Here is a 17,338-nt window from a genome sequence, read left to right on the forward strand (position 1 = left end):
ACCGCTCGTCCTGATGGCCACCGACTTGACTCCATCACGCGAAAACCCCAGCGGGTTGCGCATTCTCTTTGTCTCCAATCTATTTCCTGATGAGCGGGAGCCTTATCGTGGATTGGACAATGCGACGGTGTTGAAGGCGCTCCAACAGTGGAAGGGCTGTGAAGTGAGAGTCCTTTCGCCACGCCCTTCTTTGCCGCTGCTTCCCGCCAAAGAATGGCGCGCACGGGTGGAGGATCTCGACATGGGTCCCCGATTTGTCCGCACAGGATATGTTCCCAAAGTCGGCAGCCTCATCAATCACCGCTGGATGAAGGCTTCTTTGTCACGTCCCCTGGCCGAAACGCATCGTCGATTCCCTTGGGACGTGGTCCTTGCGAGCTGGCTGTATCCGGATGGGTGGGCCGCAGTCAATGCCTGTACTCGATATAAAGCGCCGGTTGTGCTGATTGCTCAGGGGAGCGATGTGCATCGCTACCTCCACATGCCGGCGCGGCGCACTTGCATCCTCGATGCCGTCGCGGAATCCGCGGGAGTCATCACGAGAAGCAAGAGCCTGGCAACGCTGCTGGCAGATGCTGGCGCCGATCGTGCCAAGCTGGTGCCCATCACAAACGGAATCGACACCGCGGTTTTCAAATTCGTGGACAAAGGAACCGCGCGCCAGACATTGAATGTGCCACCCGAGGCGCGCGTGCTCTTGTACGTGGGGAACTTCCTGCCGGTGAAAAATCCTCTGATGCTCGTGAAGGCGTTCGAGAAGCTGTGCGCCCAACGGGGAAATGAGCACCTCCGGCTGGTCATGGTGGGAAAAGGCCCCCTGCAAGGCGAGGTGCAGGCCGCCGTCGCCAGGGCTGGCCTGGCAGAGCGGGTCCACCTGACGGGACCCCTCTCGTCTGCCAAAGTCGCCGAGTGGATGCAGGCCGCCGATGTGTTTTGCATGACGAGCCGGAACGAAGGTTTGCCCAATGTCATCCTGGAGGCGCAAGCTTGCGGGCTTCCGGTGGTGGCCACCGCAGTTGGGAGCATTCCTGAACTGGTGGACGAACCGTGGAAAGGCGGGCTCGCAGCATCAGAAGATGTGGATGGATGGGTGGGCGAAGCCGGCCGTGTCTTGCTTGGTCCGATGGATAAACTCCGGATTGCCGGGCTTGGAGCCACCAGGACATGGCAATCCGCCGCCGAGCGCTATTTCGAGGTCTTGCAGGGTGCAGTGCGTGGCTCGGGAAATGACTCATAATTTGGAAAAAATCATTCGTCTCATCCACCGCACCGTCCATATTTCCCGTCTGTGGATTTGACCTTTGTATTCCCCTGTCTCAACGAGGAACGCTCACTCGCGGCGTGTATTGAAGGCGTGCGGAAATCTCTCTCGCAGGATCCCAATCTGAAGTACGAGATCCTCGTGGCGGACAACGGGAGCAAGGATCGCTCCCGGGAGATCGCGGTGGAATGCGGTGCACGTGTCGTGCCGGTTTCCACCAGAGGCTACGGAGCTGCGCTGAAGGGCGGCATCGAGGCTGCTCAAGGGGAGTATGTGATGTTCGCGGATGCTGATGCCACGTATCTGTATGAAGATGCGCTGCCGCTCTACCAGGCAACCATCAAGGACAAGGTGGACATGGGCATTGCCTCGCGGATGAAGGGTAAGATTGAGGATGGAGCCATGCCCTTCTTGCATCGCTACCTCGGCACTCCTGTCCTCACCGGACTGATCAACCTTCTGTTTCGCGGCAAGCTCTCGGATTGCAATTCGGGCTTCCGTTGCATTCGCAAGAAGGCGTACATGGAGTGGAGCGTGAGATCTCCGGGCATGGAGTTTGCCTCAGAGTTGCTCATCAAGGCGCTGAAGCACAAAGCGACATGCGTGGAGATCCCTTCCGGTTTGCGGGCTGCGGCACCTGACCGTGTGCCGCATCTGCGCACCTGGAGAGACGGGATGAGGCATTTGCTTTTCATCCTCTCCGAGCGCCCCCAGCTCTTCGAGAAGCTGGGCTTGTATGTGACGGTGCTGGCGACACTGATGCAGATCATCGCCTGCATCACCGGACCCATCAAAGTTTTGGGGTTGAATATCTTCGATGTCCACAGCCAGGCCCTGCTCCTCCTGGCAGGACTCGTGGGCGCGCAATTCTATGTCTACGGGTGCATGTGTTACCTGCGCGCGCAGGACACGCCCAGCAATCTCACACGGTCCTTGTTGAACATGGATGAGGGGCAGCTTTTCTTCCTGCTCGTCGGCGCGTTGACCGCGATCGGCGTGGTGATCGGCGGCGTGATCGTGGTGTGGGCCCAGTCCAGCTTTGGTGGCATCAATCTCGTGCACCTGCTGCTCGCCCTCGTGCACTTCCTCAGCCTTCCCATCTTGGGCAGCATGGGTCTGCTTGGTCTGCATATTCTGAAGCGTTATGAGCGCTCCTGAGTCATCCACCGCAACGAATCCGGCGGAGTTCGACTCCTTCGCCACGAACTATGATGAGGAGCTTGGCCGCGCCCTGGACCTGACAGGCGAGGACAAGTCCTACTATGCCGAGGGGCGTGTGCACTGGCTGAAGGGCCGTCTGGCAAAGCTGGGCCTGCCATTGCCCGCGACCTGCTTTGACTTCGGGTGCGGCACGGGTGGCAGCGCGCCTTATCTCACGGGCGTTTTGGGGGCACTGAAGTATGTGGGGTACGATCCTTCCGCCGAATCGGTGAAGGTCGCTGGTATCATCAATCCTCAAGAAGGTGTTTCCTTCACCGCAGATCTCTCAACAGCGAAGGCTGGTGCATTTGATCTCGCTTTCTGCAATGGTGTCTTCCACCATATCCCACCCGAGCATCGTGAGGAGGCAGTGGCGGCCGTGTTTGCGAGCCTCAAGCCGGGATGTGTCTTTGCCTTCTGGGAAAACAATCCATGGAATCCACTGGTGCACTACCTCATGAGCAAGGTGGCTTTCGACAAGGATGCCCAAATGCTCTTTCCCGCAGCGGCCAGACGGTTGCTGAGGTCGGCGGGCTTTGAGATTCTCGAGCACAGCTACAAGTTCATTTTCCCGGCGTCCCTGGCATCCCTGCGCCCGGTCGAGAATTGGTTGTGCCGTCTGCCGACCGGTGGGCAGTATCAAATCCTGGCTCGCAAACCCCTGTCTGCGGGAGCGGTGAAGACCGCCGACCGCGAGTAATTGGAGCATGTCGGCGGCACATTCGTCGATGCTGGTAATCGTGGAGCGGGAGCCGTCATGGGGATGGTCGGACCTTGCCTCTTGGGAATGGATCGCGCTGGGAGGATTGGTCGCCGCTCTGGTGCTGTTGTTTTATACCTATGCAGGGTTTCCGCTGTTGATGGGATTCTTGTCACGGCTGACGTCCAACTCAAAGAACCGGAAACAAGAGTCCGGTTCTCCCATGAACCGAATCTCCGTCATCCTCTGTGTGCACAATGAGGAGGCGCGCCTTGCGTCCCGCTTGGAAAACCTCCTGTCTCTCGATTGGCCAATGGAAGGTGAGGTGGTGGTGGTCTGTGACGGTTGCACAGACAACTCTGCCGAGGTGGCAAGGCAAGTGGGGCAGGAGCGCGTGCGTGTGGTGGAACTTTCGCAGAAGTCCGGCAAACCCTCAGGCATCAATGCCGGTGTGGAGCAGGCCTCGGGAGACGTGTTGATCTTTTGCGACGCGAGGCAGGAGTTCGAATCCTCCGCGCTCCGGCATCTGGTTGCCGAACTCAGGGAAGAGAATACGGGTGCGGTAAGCGGGCTCCTTCGCATTGCCAAATCATCCGATGGTTCCAGCGGCGGCTTTGATCGCTACTGGTCTCTGGAAACCAAGCTGCGCAAGTGGGAGAGCGATTGGGACTCTGCGATCGGTTGCACCGGGGCCATTTATGCCCTGCGACGGGAGTGTTTTGTTGAGCTCCCGCCAGACACCATTTTGGACGATGTGGTCATCCCCATGCAGGCGGTGATGCAAGGTAGGAGGGTGGGATACTCCGTGGAGGCCATTGCCTGGGATCCGCAGCCTCTCGCTCCCCAGGCGGAACACCGTCGCAAGCTGCGCACCCTGGCAGGAAACTTTCAGATGCTGTTCCGCCATCCAGGCTGGCTGAACCCATTTCAGAATCGCACATGGTGGCAGTTGATTTCACACAAGTACCTGCGAATCGCCTCACCATTCGTCCTCGCTGCAGCGCTGCTTTGCACGGTGGTTTTGGCAAGACATCCGCTGTTTTTGCTATTGCTGGTCGGGGAGCTCGCCTTCATCGGACTGGGATGGCTTGCCATGGAATGCCCCGCGCTGGCGCGACGCATCCCCGGAGCCAGAATTCTCGGTGCGTTTCTGTCCATGCAGGTCACCATCGTCAGGGGGCTTGCGACCTATATGCGCTACAAAAAGAACATGCTCGATATCTGGAAAAGTGGACACACTGGGGTATCTGGGGCTAAAGAGTAACTCAGTCGATGATTCGTGCCATGGACATCTGGCTGCCGGCGTACCTGCGCCAGCAGCCGCGTGAGAGACAAGAAACCCACCTCGTCCTGACGGTGTGCGATCACTTTGAGCCGTTCCACGACACGGATCAGGCCGGAGCGCTCAAGGCCATGCATGACTGGCACGAGGGCTGGACGAAGATTGCCTCCCAATACCGGGACAGCGGAGGGAATGCTCCGCGTCACACGTTCTTTTACCCCATCGAGCAGTACGAGCCACAGGTCGTGGATTCTCTTGCGCGGCTCTGTCACCAGACGAGCTCAGAGACGGAAGTCCATCTTCATCACCATGATGATACCCCTCAGGGACTGCTCCAATCCCTGGAGGAGGGCACGCGCCAGTTTGCTGAGCATGGCCTCCTTTCACGCGATGCTGAAGGGAAGCTCCGTTTTGGCTTCATCCACGGCAACTGGGCTCTGGATAATTCCGACCCGAGGGGCTGCAACTGCGGCGTGAATAACGAACTCGGCCTCCTGCGATCTGCAGGATGCTATGCGGACTTCACCATGCCTTCCGCTCCTCACCGGACGCAAACCCGGACGGTGAACAGCATCTACTATGCCGAGGATACGGCAGCGCCGAAGTCCCATGACATGGGTCTGCCCATGAAGGCAAACGCCACAGCATCTCTGCGCGATCAAGGGAATCACCTCTTGATGGTGCAGGGGCCGCTGGCTTTGAACTGGAAGAAGCGCAAATGGGGCTTCATGCCCAAGGTGGAAAACGGCGAGCTGTCGGGAGCAAATCCTCCCACCGTGATGCGCCTCGAGCTATGGGAAAAGTTCTGCCCTTCGGTGCAGGGCGGACCTGCGTGGGTTTTCGTGAAGTTGCACACCCATGGTGGCATCTCCCGAAACTATGACATGTTGCTGGGGAGGCCGATGCATCAGTTCCATCAACAGTTGCGCGAATGGGCCTCTGCCATTCCGGGAATGAACTTCCACTATGCGACAGCGCGCGAGATGACCAACATGATCCATGCGGCTGAAGACGGAAAAACCGGAAGCCCTGGGGACTTCCGGCATTATCTTTTCCGAAGCAACTCAAACAACGCCGGCTAGGCCGATACCGGCGCGGACCTGCCCGCAACATCATCCTCCTCGAAGGCCTGGTAATAGTACGAAGAGGAATAGTAGTAGTAGTAGTAGTTGCTGACCTTCGACATGTCGATGTTGTTGAGCACGAAGCCTGCCATCGGGGCTCCCGCTCTCATCAACTGCTCAACGGCCTCCGTCACATCCCTGCCGTGGGTCTTTTCAGCCTTCACCACCAGTACCACTGCATCCGCCACGCGCTGCAGGTTGGTCGTTTCGCTCAGGCCGAGGACAGGCGGTGTATCGAGAATGATCCAGTCGTACTGCTGGCGCCAGATGGCGACGTTCTCTTCAAGACTCAACCGGCAGAGCAACTCAGCGGAACCAGCGGAGGTATTGCCACGGGTGCAGTAGTGAAAGTTGGCGAGGTGCGTATGGCGAACTACGTCCTCCAGCACCAGTTCACCAGTCAGCGCCTGGCAGAAGCCGGGATAACGATCCACGCCGAAGAGGTTGTGCACACGTCCCTTGCGGAAGTCGAGGTCCACCAGAAGCGTCTTCGCGCCGATGGACTGCAGCGTCCAAGCGAGGTTGGCGGCCGTGACCGTCTTGCCTTCGGATGGGCGGGCACTGGTAAACATCACAACCTTCGCACCTTCGCGATTGCCCAGCTGCAGGCCCAGATGTGCGCGGAGTACGCGGTAGCATTCCAGCACGTGGTTGGGCTTCCGCGGGTCGGACTCGATCCCACGGGTAACGCTCTCCAGGAAGGTGGAGCTCGAGGTTGGCACGATGCCAAGCCCCTTCAGGCCGGTAAGTTTCTCCAGTGCAGCGAGGCTGGTAATCTTGTCATTGAGCTGTTCAAGGCCCAGCGGAACCCCGATGGCAAGACCGAGTCCGAGCACGGCCGCCAGGATCGCAAGCTTGCTCTTGGTGGGGCTCACGGGATCGACGTCGCGAAGCAGGGCGAACTCACGGAACTGAAGGTCCACGCGATCCTTGTCACCACCGAAATTGATGGTGGCAATCATCTTGGACAGGTCCGTATACGCCTTGGTCCAGGCAAGGTCACCTTCATGACCGAGCTTGTAGTCCTGACGCAGCTTGTTCAGCTTCTCGGTCATCTCACTGTATTCGGGAAGCTTCGCTTCAAGTTCCTTGAGCTGGTCTCCCAAGCGGAGTCGTTCGACTTCGAACCGCTTGCGCTCGACCTCGAGCTCCGTGGTCAATGACTCATCGATCTGGCGCTGCTTCGTGCGAAGGGCCTTCAGGATCTCGTGATCTTCCAAGTACACCCGGGAGGCCTCGGCAATCTCGGTCTCCACTTTCCGCTTGTCGCGCTCCAGCATTTGCCAGGAGTTCAACCCTTCCACCATGGAAGGTTGAACAACGATGCTGGGAGCGGCGAGAGGAGCCGGGGAGTTGCTGGGAACGAGGAGCGCGTCCTTGAGGTCACCTGATGCTGGCACTACAAGCTGACCCACTGGATTCTCATCCAGGGAGGATTTTTTGGCGCTCTCGAGCAGGGAAAGGTGTTCCAATGGGGCAATGACACTGTTCTGACTCCGGGACTGCACAATGCCACGCACTTCATCATACTGCCGCATTCTGTGCTGAACCCTGAGGATATCGAGAGGTATCTGGGCCAGTGAATTCTGCTTGATCAGCAACTCATTGATCTCGTTATCTCTTTCGAAGCTGGTTTTGACCTGAAGGGACTCGTCAATCTTCTTCTTCAGCAGGCCCAACTCCTCATTGTAGCGCTTGAGAGCGACCTCGAAAAACTCGAAGCGCTTCTCGCGGGTATAGGAGTCGTATTGGTTGATCAGCGCCTGGGGAAACTCGCGTACGACGTTGGGATTGGTCGAAAACACGTCCAGCTGCATCGTTGCACCATCGAGCAGACCCAACTCGATTTTTCTGAGCGGGCCTGAACGCAGCTCTTCAAAGCTGGCGTTCGCACGGCCGACTCCCAGCGAGTGGGCAGTCCACGCGATCATCTGGCGGGAACTCAATTGGCCTTGAACCGAGCGCACGGCACGAGCCACCGAACTGCCATCCACACCGTCCGCCGCGACAGGCAGGGCGAAGAACTTATAGTCGATCAGAGAGCGCGAGTGATAAACGGCAGGCGAGTAGGTGTAGTAACAGACACCGGCAAGCACACCCAAAAGCAGGAGCAGAATCATCATTCGCCCATACTTCAGGTATCCGACGGCATAGTGCAGCATATCCACGCCAGGGGCACCCTTCTTGATTGGAGCAGACATGAGAATGATAGTTGGATTGGCAGCAAGAAAGCGGCCTGCATGGCCGCCTTGGGAATGATTGAGTTAGAAACCAAATACTTTTTCCGGCACTACAACGATGTCGCCTTTGCGCAGGGGCAGGTCACGTTCTTCACCCTTGGCGATGGCATCTAGATTGAGACCGAGCTTCCGTCTGGATCCCCCTGGACCCTGGCGCAGGACATGAGCATTCTTGCCATCGGCAAAACGACCAAGACCACCAGCAATCATAATGGCTTCATACGCACCGAGGGGAGAGCCAATTTCCGTGGATAGCATATGCTGGCCCGGACGTGCAACTTTCCCGGTGAGGTAGACCAGCATCTGCTCCTTGTCTGCCATGGCGGAGACAGGAGCGATGAAAACGCGGTCCAACGTCACGGTGGCGGTACGAAGCTTTTTCTGTTCCAGCAGTCGCTTGATATGCTGCTCGGCACCGGGAACACTCAGTCCGGCCACGGATACGCGAGGACCCACGCTGGGCATCAGGATATGGCCTTCGGCTCGCACCGTGAAACTTCCTCCGAGGGAGGGGTCCTCCTGGACAGTGATCTCAAGGACGTCTCCCGGACGAATGGGTTGGTGTAACGGATTCGACGCTGCGGCACGGGGAAGAGTCGCGTAATCGTCGGGCCGCGGCTGCTCAAAACCTGAGTCACTTTTGCATCCAACCAACGCAAAGCCAAACACTGCCAACAGTGGAAGTGCTGCAAAATGCAATTGGCGATGCATTATTTCTCCCGCAGCCAGGGCGAGATCTTTTCGTGGCTGATATGTGCGGAGTGCCGGTTTGCGAGAGGCCAAGGGGGTGAATGGAAAGCGGCTCATCAAAGGAAGCGGAACTTACAAAGAACTGCCATAACTTCCAGCCTTATTCATTTGGACTTTTTGGAAGGAGTGACCCACACGCCTTCAGCATTGTTATTGACGTATTCCTTTTTGGCAGGCTGGGGCTCAACAGTGATAAGGATATGATCGAATGCCGTGCGGAATCTCTTGAAGGGAGGATTCTGGGCCTTGTCCGCAGTTGGGGTCGTGCTGGGGCCCTGGCCTTTTTCCCGGTGGCTCACGGTGGCCAGCAAGCGCATGTCGCCCAAATAAGCGCCGGAAGTCTTGACTCCCTCCACGAAGATGGTCCGGGGAATGGCGTCGGGCAGGTTGGCCGGATAACGCATGGCATCCACGCTAAACTCATAGATACGGCGTGCAGGATCCGCGGAGTCCAGGAGGAGTTCTTTCTTGGTGGAGTCCCTCCACACGCGGATGCGGCCCACGGCACGTTGCTCCTCTTCAAAAGAGGAGAAGACCCCTTCAGGGGAGTTGCGATTGATGCCGCCTACTTCAAAGCCGATGACGACATCACCAGCGAAGTCGATGCGATAGGGAATCAGGTTCACCACCACCTTGGTCAGTTCGCCAACACCGAGAATCAGTCCGGGAGGCGTGGACTCAAAGGCGCCAGAGTCCCGCGGGTCACCCTGCCGGATCACGCCATCCATGTTGAGATCCGCATCCAAGTCCAGCTTGGCAATGCGGCGGTTGAGGTCACGATAGCGGTTGAGCTTCTGACCATAGTAGGGATGAAAGTCCGAAGGCAGATCCTGCAGAGTTTCATTCCCCCGGACTCGCCCGCCGCGGTCTGTGATCACCGGGGCGTCTTCACTCCAGGCGGGAGCGAGGGCTGCCAAGCCCAGCAGGCCTACAAGGGCCGCATGCATTTTATGCGAGGTGATGTGGTACATGGGATGAGGTGTGGTTGAGAGTCTGTGATGTGGCCAGGTGCGGAGTCGGCTGCAGATGCGTGCGCTCTATGGATCAGAACGTCAGATAAAGGCTCAATATCAGCAAGTGTTCCTCCAGGTTGCTGCCGATGGGACCGGTCTGGTCAATGTATTGGTAGGTGGCGGTTCCGTGGATGCGCGAAAACAGGGGCTTCTGAAGCATGGCAAAGTACACCCAGGTCTCCTCGTCGGCCGGGTTTGGCCCATCATCAATGGTGGACTCACGCAGAGTATAGGTGACGCCTGCGGTGATATTCGTGTCATAGCCCAGTTTGTAGCTGGCCCTGGCACCGGTGATCCATCCAGTCGACTTGGTGTCGTCCGTTAGATTATCCGCGTCCTGCCATTGAGCATAGGCAGAGGCAGACAAACGGTCGGAGAACTGATGGGCAATGGTGTATCTGGCGTAGTCGCCTACATATTCCTCAAGGGTTTCGGACAGTTCGTAAGTCTGGCCGGCAGAGATGGAGTGGCGTGTATACGGCGTCAGATCGTGGACAAAGCCAACTTCCCACAAGAGGCTGTCGAAGTCCGCATCATCATCTCCGGTCTGCCAGAGATAGCCGAGAGAGGCGAAGGTCGAGAGGTACTCCGTCAGGCGGCCATTCACACGTGCCTCAGCGCGGTGGGTGATGTTGTCGAAGCGATCGGAACTTCCCAGCGTGTACATGAACGAGGGGGCAAACATCCAGTCGTCACCCATGTACCGGTAGGCAAGTGACATCTGGTCATACTCGCGATGCTCATCAAAGTCTTCCTCAGACCAGTAGTCGCTGTGCTGGACGCTGCCCAGGAACCACCATTCGTTGGGCATCGGTCGCTGAGCTTCGAACCCGACGTCGTTGCGGTAGCCTCCAAAACGGGGATCCCAGAACTCGTTGGCTTCGGATGCACTATCCAAGGCGCCAAAACGATAACGGCCCACCATATCGATTTCGTCTACCTGCCAGGACTCGTTTACATCGGCAAGACTGCTGACGACACCGAAGTAGTCATAGAACCGGAGATTCCAAGCGCCCCATTGCCACTCGAAGTTCAATCGGGCATTGGTTCCAAGGCCCCATCCTGATCCAAATCCAGAGTTTAGGCCCACTTCGCCTTCGAGGGGCAGGAAGTAGAGGAAACCGGTTGCTTGCAGGTAGATGGAATCGGTCAGACGGAGGCTTGCCGAGAGGGGCATTCCCACCACACCAATCCAGCCTTCATCCGGCGCATCTGGATCCAGGGGGGCATCTCCACTGTATTGGGTGTAAAGCGCGGAGAAACTGATGCCCCAGATGTCGATGAACAGAGGGCCGAGTTTGATCATCGCGCGGTCGGGCGCCACGTCGCGAGTGAGAAAGGGGAGTCCGTAATCGAGATCTACACTCCAGGCGTTCGGCTCGGATGAATGCGCGAGCAATTCTTCATCGGGAACGAAAAGTCCCAGACCGCGTTCCACGCGTTCATAGAAGGCGCCATTGCGCTGGTAGAAGTTGTCACTGGCAGGACGCACCGGCCAGATCCCGGAATAGGCCCAGTATCCGCGGTCACCTCTGGAGCGCGCATAGTCCGGATTGTTCGGTGGCAGATATTGCGCTTCGGTTTGCGTTGGAAAGTAGCCGCCGGTGGAACTGCTGTTGGCGGTGTCTCCTTCTCCGGTGTAGTCAGCATACTCCGGCGAACCTGCCTCCTCATTCTGGTAGTCGTAGCGCGAGCCAATCATGCGCCCGGGGCCACCCATCTTCCGGGCAGAGGGCCGGTAGTAGAGCACTGTATCGAGGAAACCAGAGGAGCCCGCTGCTTGGGGTTGCTGCGAGGGAACTTCCGTAGGCAGCACTTCGTGCTGGGCTTGGGATGAAGTTCCAGCAGCTATGCCAAATGCGACCAAATACCAGGCCCAGCGAAAGGGCCGTGAGAAAATGGCGGGAGTGAAGTGGCTTAGACGAACGCCGGGCATCTGCGAGGTGTCGAGGGAGGGGGAGTGATGTCACCGTTTCGGCCGGCTGAGCGACAGGCCAAATCGTTCAAGAAAGGAGTAGTCAGCCGTGAAGAGGCAAAACACCAAATAGGCGAACAATCCTGCTCCGGGAACCGCAGCGACCATCAGGATCCAAAATGCCTTCCACAACGCGCCCATGCGCCGACTCAAAATGCTTTGAATTGTCGTGAAAACAAAAATCACCCATCCAACTGCCAACAGCCAGTAGAGTGGCTCGATGACGTTTTGTGGCTTTAGACCAATAAAGTTGAACAATGCGTCTCTCATCTCCGAAAACGTTCCGCAAACGCTTGCACTAGCGGTTGCCCTACACCGTCGAGCAACTTGGTAAACGAGGACTTATAAATACGCAAAGTGAATTTGCAGAGAGATTGCGTGTGTAAGTGGTTGCTTGCATGGAGCAAAATCACCCTACCAAAAGTGAGATTCTTCTAGGCAATGCAGCGCACACAAAACTTTGCTCGATATTGCAGGCATGATGCACGACCAGGGTGTATTTGGGCTAAATGTCGAGAAAAAATGATGAGGTCCTGCGGTGCTGGATTTACTCATTGATTTTGCAAAGAGAAGGGCTTTGCTCCGCCATGATTCGATTGCTCAAGCGGTTGAAAGTTTTGTTGCTCGCCACGGGAATGCTCGCCGGAGGCACAAGTTGCAGCACCGGTCCGGATCCCAGCGATCTGTACTTCGGCAAACCGCGCCTCAATGCCTCACCTCCGCGGCATGCAGGAATCAGTCGTGGTGAGTGACACCTTGCTTGCTAATTCGGCCTGCCGTTTGGTGCAGGCATCTCCCTTTTTCGATGACTTTTTCTGAAGCACTCCCACATCACAAGCCGGTGTCTTTCCACCGTGCAGGTGGCTACACTCTTCTCGAAACCCTCATCGCCTTCGTGGTGCTGATCGTCTTTGTGGTGCTGGCCTATTCGTTTGCATTTCGCAATCCGGCCTCCATGTCGGAACTGAAGTCACGTCCCCCCGAGCAACGCGGGATCCCCGAAGTGAAACCTCCAGGCTCCAAGAAAGTGGAGGAGGCTCCTGCCAGTCCGTCTCCCAGTGGCACCGCCGGACGGTAGCGAGCACATGTGTTCATCATGAAGTGACGGGTGTTTCTAACTACGCGCAAGACGCGTCGCATGCCGAAGGAGAACAAGCCGCTTTCGACCATCCTTTTGAAGCTTGCCAGACGAGCCAGCCAGGTGCTTTCGCTGCTGGCGGTGGCATTCACCGTGGGCATGTGGCTCTTCCTGAATTTCGTGGGGTATCACAATCCTGCCAGCGCCTTCCTGCTTTTCCTCCCAGCATGGCTTTGGTCGATTCCGGTGTGGCTGGCACTTCCGCTGGCGCTGCTCTTCGATCCCAAGAAGTCGGGCATCCTCACTCTCGTGGTTGGTCTCCTCTACTTGGGCCCCTTGCTGGGATGGCAGGGAAGTGCATCGCCACCAGGAGACGCAGAGCATTCTGCCGATGTCTTGCGCGTGATGACGTACAATCGCGGGCAGGCGCAGAAAACGAGCCTGCAGCCATTCAAGCTGGAGCACCAGCCAGACGTGCTCGCCCTCCAGGATGCGGGGCGGCGTCTCGCATCCTACCAGAATGCGGATGGCTACCGGGAGTTCACTCACGTCGATGGTGTGGGTGAGTTCACGCTCCTGAGCAAGCATCCCATCGTGCGCAAGGACTTGCTCATCTATGTGCAGAATGGAGACACGAGCCGGCAGGTGCCGGTGGCGGCGCGGTTTGAAATCGAAATGGCCACTCGTCGAGTGGCCATCTACAGTGTGCATCTTCCCACGCCTCGTCCCATGCTTGAGTCCGAGCGCTGGGGAGGATTCTTATGGGGGATTTTGGGGTTGCCAGGGACCGATTTGGCAAGGAAGCGCCACTCCAGGCAGGCATACTGGGATGGGAAGTTGAGCCTAGCCACTCAACTGGCGGAAACTGTCGCAAAGGAAAGCCTCCCTTGCATTGTTGTCGGCGACTTCAACACTCCCTCCATGGGCACCGTCTATCGCGCGTTCGTGCGCAGCCTGCAGGACAGTCATCAGGTGGCTGGCAGTGGCTACGGATATACGTTCCCCGGAGTCACGAGAAACCCTGTGGCCTTCCAACAACCGTGGTTGAGGCTGGATTATGTATTCGCGGATAAGCGTCACTGGAAGATTATTTCGCATGTGACCGAGCCGGATCGCGCATCCCAACATCGCGCGGTCTTCGCACAACTTGCATTTTCGCCATAATGGAACAGACCAAAGAGCACGAGAACCAGCACAATCCACACGCGGAAAAGGAGGGCGCTCACCGCCCGCGCATTCTCTGGATCAACTGCCGGCTTCTGCACCCCTTGATTGGAGGAGACCGGCTACGCACCTATCACATGCTCCGTATCTTGAAGGAGTGGTTTGAGATCACTTATTTCTGTCCGAGGACGGCCGAGGATGGTGCGGAAGCCGTGGCGCGTGCTGCGGAATATTCGGATGCCTGCGTGACTTATCCCCACCGCTTTACGCCCAAAGGATCGCCGCGTTTTTTTGCCGAGGTGATTGCAAATTGCATTGCAGGCGCGGTGCCATACATGGCCAAAAAGTATCGCTCCAGACGCGCTGGTGAATGGTTGGAGAAGGAACTGCGCGAGACACGCTACGATTTGGTGGTGTGCGACTATCTGGTTTCGCTGGTGCACGTGCTGGAACTCCGGGTTTCCAAAATGCCACCCGTGCTCGTATTCCAGCACAATGTGGAGTCCCTCATCTGGCAACGGCACGCCGCGGCGGCGGGGAATCCTGTGAAAAGAATGATCTTCCGCCGTGAGCGGGACCTCACCCTGCGCATGGAGGAAAGTTGCGCAACGCTTGCCGCAGGCCAGGTGACGGTGTCACCGCTGGAGACGCAATACTTCCGTGACGAGCGGGGCATGAAAAATGTGCTGGGAAGCGTGCCGACCGGTGTGGACTGCGAGCACTTCCAGCCGACGCCTGAGAAGACCGAGCCCTATACCATGGCCTTCCTGGGGTCGATGGATTGGGAGGCCAATGTGCTGGCAGTGCAGGGCTTCATCACGGAGAGCTTCCCCGCTATCAAGGCGCGTTTCCCCGAGGCGAAGTTCCTTGTAATCGGTCGCAATCCACCTGGGTGGCTGCGGGAAACTGCCGCCAACGATCCGTCGATTGAGGTGACGGGGACCGTGGATGATGTGCGCCCGTATCTGGCGCGCGCAGCCATCATGGTGCTGCCCCTTTCCGTAGGTGGCGGCACACGGATCAAGGTCTTCGAAGCGATGGCTGCGGGGCTAGCCGTGGTCTCAACACCCACCGGTGTGGAAGGACTTCCTGTGGTCCACGAAGAGCACGCCTGGATTGCCTCGACAGGGACTTCGTTTACCGAGGGAGTCCTTCATTTGCTCGCGAAGCCCGAAGCCCGGCAAACGATGGCGCGCCGGGGCCGTGAGCTGGTGGAGGCCGAATTCGGATGGCGCAGGGCCGCGGAAATCTTCCGTGGATACTGCATGGAACTCATTCCAGGCGCAGTTCCTCGATAGTCAGAACTCCTTCCATTCCTCCACTGGAGAAAAGCGTCAGTGTATGGAGCGCGGAAAGGATGTCGGAGCTCTCTTGCTGGTGCGAAGGCAGTGGGATGGCTGTGGTATGCCTTCCAGACTGCAGGTAGGTCTCGAGATTACTGCGGGCCTTGCCATCAGTGCTTCCATCCAACCTGACGCCGAGATGCAGCGTGGGTGTGCCATCGAGCCGGTAGTGCAGGACGAGTGAGCGGTAGTGTGTCCAGTCGCGCGATTGCGCGTCATAGCGCAGGCTCGAATAGCCATCTTTGGCGATTGGCATTTCGAGGCTCCAACTCCCGTTCTCGTGCCTTCGAACGAGGCGCTGAGGCACCCCCGCATGCTCCAGCGACCAGAGGGAAAGGGATGAAGGGGCTTCGAAATCCTCCAGCAGTGGGAATGCCGTTGCCTTTTCACGCATCAGCAGCGCGCGCTGAAGCAAGGCGTTGGCGCTTCCCAGGAGACAGACCAGGGTGAGAGCGAGGAGCCCGAACCTGGCAAAGCTCGAAGACCTCGCCGATTTCAGAAAGGACAATGTTCCGACAGTTCCTGCTAGAGATCTGACAACATCCTCCCAGTCCGCCTGTCGGCCGAAAAAGTGCTGAAGATACTCAACTCCGATTGCCAGCATGGCTGCACTCGTGATCAGAACGGTGGCCGCACGCCAGCCATGCCATCCACGAGTTTGGGCGAAGCGCGCCGCCTCCCAAGTGAGCCACGCAAAGAGCGGTGTGTGCATCCAGTTCCACCAGAGTGGCCACCATCCCAAAGTGGGAGGCTTGGCGGGCCACAATAGGAGAGCTAACGCTACGATCCCAACTGCGAGAAGGCGTGCCCCCGCAGGCAATGTCCTCCGAGAAGCCGGCTCAGCGATGGCTGGTCGTGCCGAGGTCATGAGAGAAGACTTCAGGAAATCTCCGATGCAGAGCGTCGTAAGCAGACTGCAATCGTTCCATGGCATTCGGCTCGCTGTAGGTGGGATAGGGGCGCCAGTGAAATGGCGCCAGGTCGACCGTCCACGGAAGGCCCCGCGCGGAGGATCGATCGCGAAGGAAGCCATTGAGTTTGCCCAGACTCACGTGGCACGAGATATTTTTTGCAGCCCATTCATGAGGCCGGAGTTTCGCGGAGTTTTCCAGCAGTGCCATGAGGTCGGTGGCGGTCTGTGTGCCAGAGAGCAGCGCCCCGGTCTCTTCATGGATGTATTGCACACTGCCGACGTGCGCACCGTCTCGCATGCCCAGTGCAGCTCCAGCGAAAAGCGCTTCCACGGCAGCCACGCAACTGCCCTCACGACGAGACAGGAGCAGTGCTACCTTGGAGTCGCATTGATGCCGGGTGACTTCGTCGATAGGAAGGCTCTCAAGCAAGGTCACCTGCTGAGGCACGCGATACAGGCACATCATTTTCCTGATGTGCTCCGCCGTATACCCCGCCTCGGTTTGTCCGATGAGCGTCACCCGGAGATCCGCCGGCATTTTGCGAAGTGCAGAGAACAGTTCGAAGTGCCTCTTGAATGGAGCCCAATTGGCAACCATGAGGATGTCTGTGCTCCGTTCGCTGTGCGGCTTCGGAGTAAAGAATTTCGGATTCACCCAATCGCTTGCAGAGAGCACAGGTGGACACTGAATCCGCGGGTGGAAAGCCTGCAGTTTCGCAGCCTCGGAGGCATGGCTGGGCAGCACATGGATTTCTCCCGTTGTCTTCGAGAGGATGGCTTCGAGGAGCAGGTAGTCGGTGGGGGACCAGCTGGTGCCCCAAAGGATGTCATACTGGCTGGCAAGGGCATCGAGGTCGTTGAGACCATTGAGCAGTCGATACCAGTTGTACTCAAACTGCACCATCAGCACACCGCGTTCACCATGGTCACCCGGTGCCTTGAGAATGATGCTCCTCGTCAACTGGCTTTGTTGGGTGAGGTAGCTGCGGTATCTCGAACTTGATGGTGAGGGAGGAGGTGACGTGCTCGCTTCAGCTTCCTGGTGATTCTTGCGAGCATCTCCCAGCCATCTCCACAGTTGCGCGGACTCGGAACGTTGAAACGCAGTGACCGCCCGGAGTTGGGCGGTCACTGTGTTTGGCGAGAGCCAGGATGCTGTTTGAAGCGCCAGGGCCTGTGCGTTTCGGAGGGCCTGGCTGTGCTTCAGATCATCTTTGAGCCGGATGCCAAGTCGTCGTGCCGCTGTACGCATTTGTTCCATGAAGTGGGAGTGAATGAAGGGACGGGATGGTGAT

Annotated in this window: 16 protein-coding genes; 9 read left to right on the forward strand and 7 right to left on the reverse strand. The window is 57.9% G+C overall.

Annotation, left to right across the window (positions count from 1 at the left end):
• Nucleotides 1-13: 13 nt before the first annotated feature.
• The 5 genes from DES53_RS04465 (at nt 14) to DES53_RS04485 (ending at nt 5,525) form a co-directional block, all read left to right on the forward strand.
• A complete protein-coding gene (locus DES53_RS04465) occupies nt 14-1,237 on the forward strand; it encodes a glycosyltransferase (protein ID WP_170156848.1) in 1,224 nt (407 codons plus the stop codon).
• Nucleotides 1,238-1,294: 57 nt separating this feature from the next.
• Nucleotides 1,295-2,419 carry a glycosyltransferase family 2 protein gene (locus tag DES53_RS04470; protein WP_170156849.1) on the forward strand — a complete coding sequence of 375 codons (1,125 nt, stop codon included), beginning with the start codon at nt 1,295-1,297 and terminating at the stop codon, nt 2,417-2,419.
• On the forward strand, nt 2,406-3,161 hold the full coding sequence (locus DES53_RS04475) for a class I SAM-dependent methyltransferase (protein WP_113956974.1): 756 nt from the start codon (nt 2,406-2,408) through the stop codon (nt 3,159-3,161). Before DES53_RS04470 ends, DES53_RS04475 begins: the two co-directional genes overlap by 14 nt.
• A 223-nt stretch (nt 3,162-3,384) precedes the next feature.
• Complete coding sequence (locus tag DES53_RS04480; protein WP_170156850.1) at nt 3,385-4,425, forward strand: glycosyltransferase family 2 protein; 1,041 nt, start codon at nt 3,385-3,387, stop codon at nt 4,423-4,425.
• Nucleotides 4,426-4,445: 20 nt separating this feature from the next.
• Nucleotides 4,446-5,525, forward strand: coding sequence for a hypothetical protein (locus tag DES53_RS04485; protein WP_113956976.1), 1,080 nt, complete (start codon nt 4,446-4,448; stop codon nt 5,523-5,525).
• On the opposite strand, the gene DES53_RS04490 is transcribed toward DES53_RS04485, so the two are convergent.
• The 5 genes from DES53_RS04490 to DES53_RS04510 form a co-directional block, all read right to left on the reverse strand.
• Nucleotides 5,522-7,768 (reverse strand): tyrosine-protein kinase family protein, encoded by a 2,247-nt coding sequence (locus DES53_RS04490; RefSeq protein ID WP_113956977.1) that lies wholly within the window; start codon nt 7,766-7,768, stop codon nt 5,522-5,524. The two genes, DES53_RS04485 and DES53_RS04490, sit on opposite strands and share 4 nt — an antisense overlap.
• Nucleotides 7,769-7,831: 63 nt before the next feature.
• Complete coding sequence (locus tag DES53_RS04495) at nt 7,832-8,614, reverse strand: polysaccharide biosynthesis/export family protein (RefSeq protein ID WP_113956978.1); 783 nt, start codon at nt 8,612-8,614, stop codon at nt 7,832-7,834.
• Between the two features lie 47 nt (nt 8,615-8,661).
• The gene (locus DES53_RS04500) at nt 8,662-9,528 is read right to left on the reverse strand and encodes a hypothetical protein (protein WP_113956979.1); all 867 of its coding nucleotides are present in this window, start codon (nt 9,526-9,528) and stop codon (nt 8,662-8,664) included.
• A gap of 73 nt (nt 9,529-9,601) precedes the next feature.
• Nucleotides 9,602-11,506 carry a porin family protein gene (locus DES53_RS04505; protein WP_211325440.1) on the reverse strand — a complete coding sequence of 635 codons (1,905 nt, stop codon included), beginning with the start codon at nt 11,504-11,506 and terminating at the stop codon, nt 9,602-9,604.
• Between the two features lie 30 nt (nt 11,507-11,536).
• On the reverse strand, nt 11,537-11,815 hold the full coding sequence (locus tag DES53_RS04510) for a hypothetical protein (RefSeq protein ID WP_113956981.1): 279 nt from the start codon (nt 11,813-11,815) through the stop codon (nt 11,537-11,539).
• Between the two features lie 317 nt (nt 11,816-12,132).
• Between DES53_RS04510 and DES53_RS32775 the strand changes: the two genes are divergently transcribed.
• Genes DES53_RS32775 through DES53_RS04525 form a run of 4 tightly spaced genes read left to right on the forward strand, consistent with a single transcriptional unit; the run spans nt 12,133 to nt 15,085 of the window.
• A complete protein-coding gene (locus DES53_RS32775; protein WP_170156851.1) occupies nt 12,133-12,297 on the forward strand; it encodes a hypothetical protein in 165 nt (54 codons plus the stop codon).
• 53 nt (nt 12,298-12,350) lie between these two features.
• A complete protein-coding gene (locus tag DES53_RS04515; protein ID WP_113956982.1) occupies nt 12,351-12,623 on the forward strand; it encodes a hypothetical protein in 273 nt (90 codons plus the stop codon).
• Nucleotides 12,624-12,683: 60 nt separating this feature from the next.
• Entirely contained in the window at nt 12,684-13,787 is a 1,104-nt protein-coding gene (locus tag DES53_RS04520) for an endonuclease/exonuclease/phosphatase family protein (RefSeq protein WP_113956983.1), read from the forward strand.
• Complete coding sequence (locus tag DES53_RS04525; protein WP_113956984.1) at nt 13,787-15,085, forward strand: glycosyltransferase; 1,299 nt, start codon at nt 13,787-13,789, stop codon at nt 15,083-15,085. Before DES53_RS04520 ends, DES53_RS04525 begins: the two co-directional genes overlap by 1 nt.
• Here the strand turns inward: DES53_RS04525 and DES53_RS32405 are convergent.
• Together DES53_RS32405 and DES53_RS04535 are read right to left on the reverse strand one after the other, a co-directional pair.
• Entirely contained in the window at nt 15,060-15,386 is a 327-nt protein-coding gene (locus DES53_RS32405; RefSeq protein ID WP_147263213.1) for a hypothetical protein, read from the reverse strand. The two genes, DES53_RS04525 and DES53_RS32405, sit on opposite strands and share 26 nt — an antisense overlap.
• Before the next feature lie 583 nt (nt 15,387-15,969).
• The gene (locus DES53_RS04535) at nt 15,970-17,304 is read right to left on the reverse strand and encodes a glycosyltransferase (RefSeq protein WP_113956986.1); all 1,335 of its coding nucleotides are present in this window, start codon (nt 17,302-17,304) and stop codon (nt 15,970-15,972) included.
• Nucleotides 17,305-17,338 lie beyond the last annotated feature (34 nt).

It is taken from the genome of Roseimicrobium gellanilyticum (genome assembly GCF_003315205.1).
GTDB classification, from domain to species: Bacteria; Verrucomicrobiota; Verrucomicrobiia; order Verrucomicrobiales; family Verrucomicrobiaceae; genus Roseimicrobium; species Roseimicrobium gellanilyticum.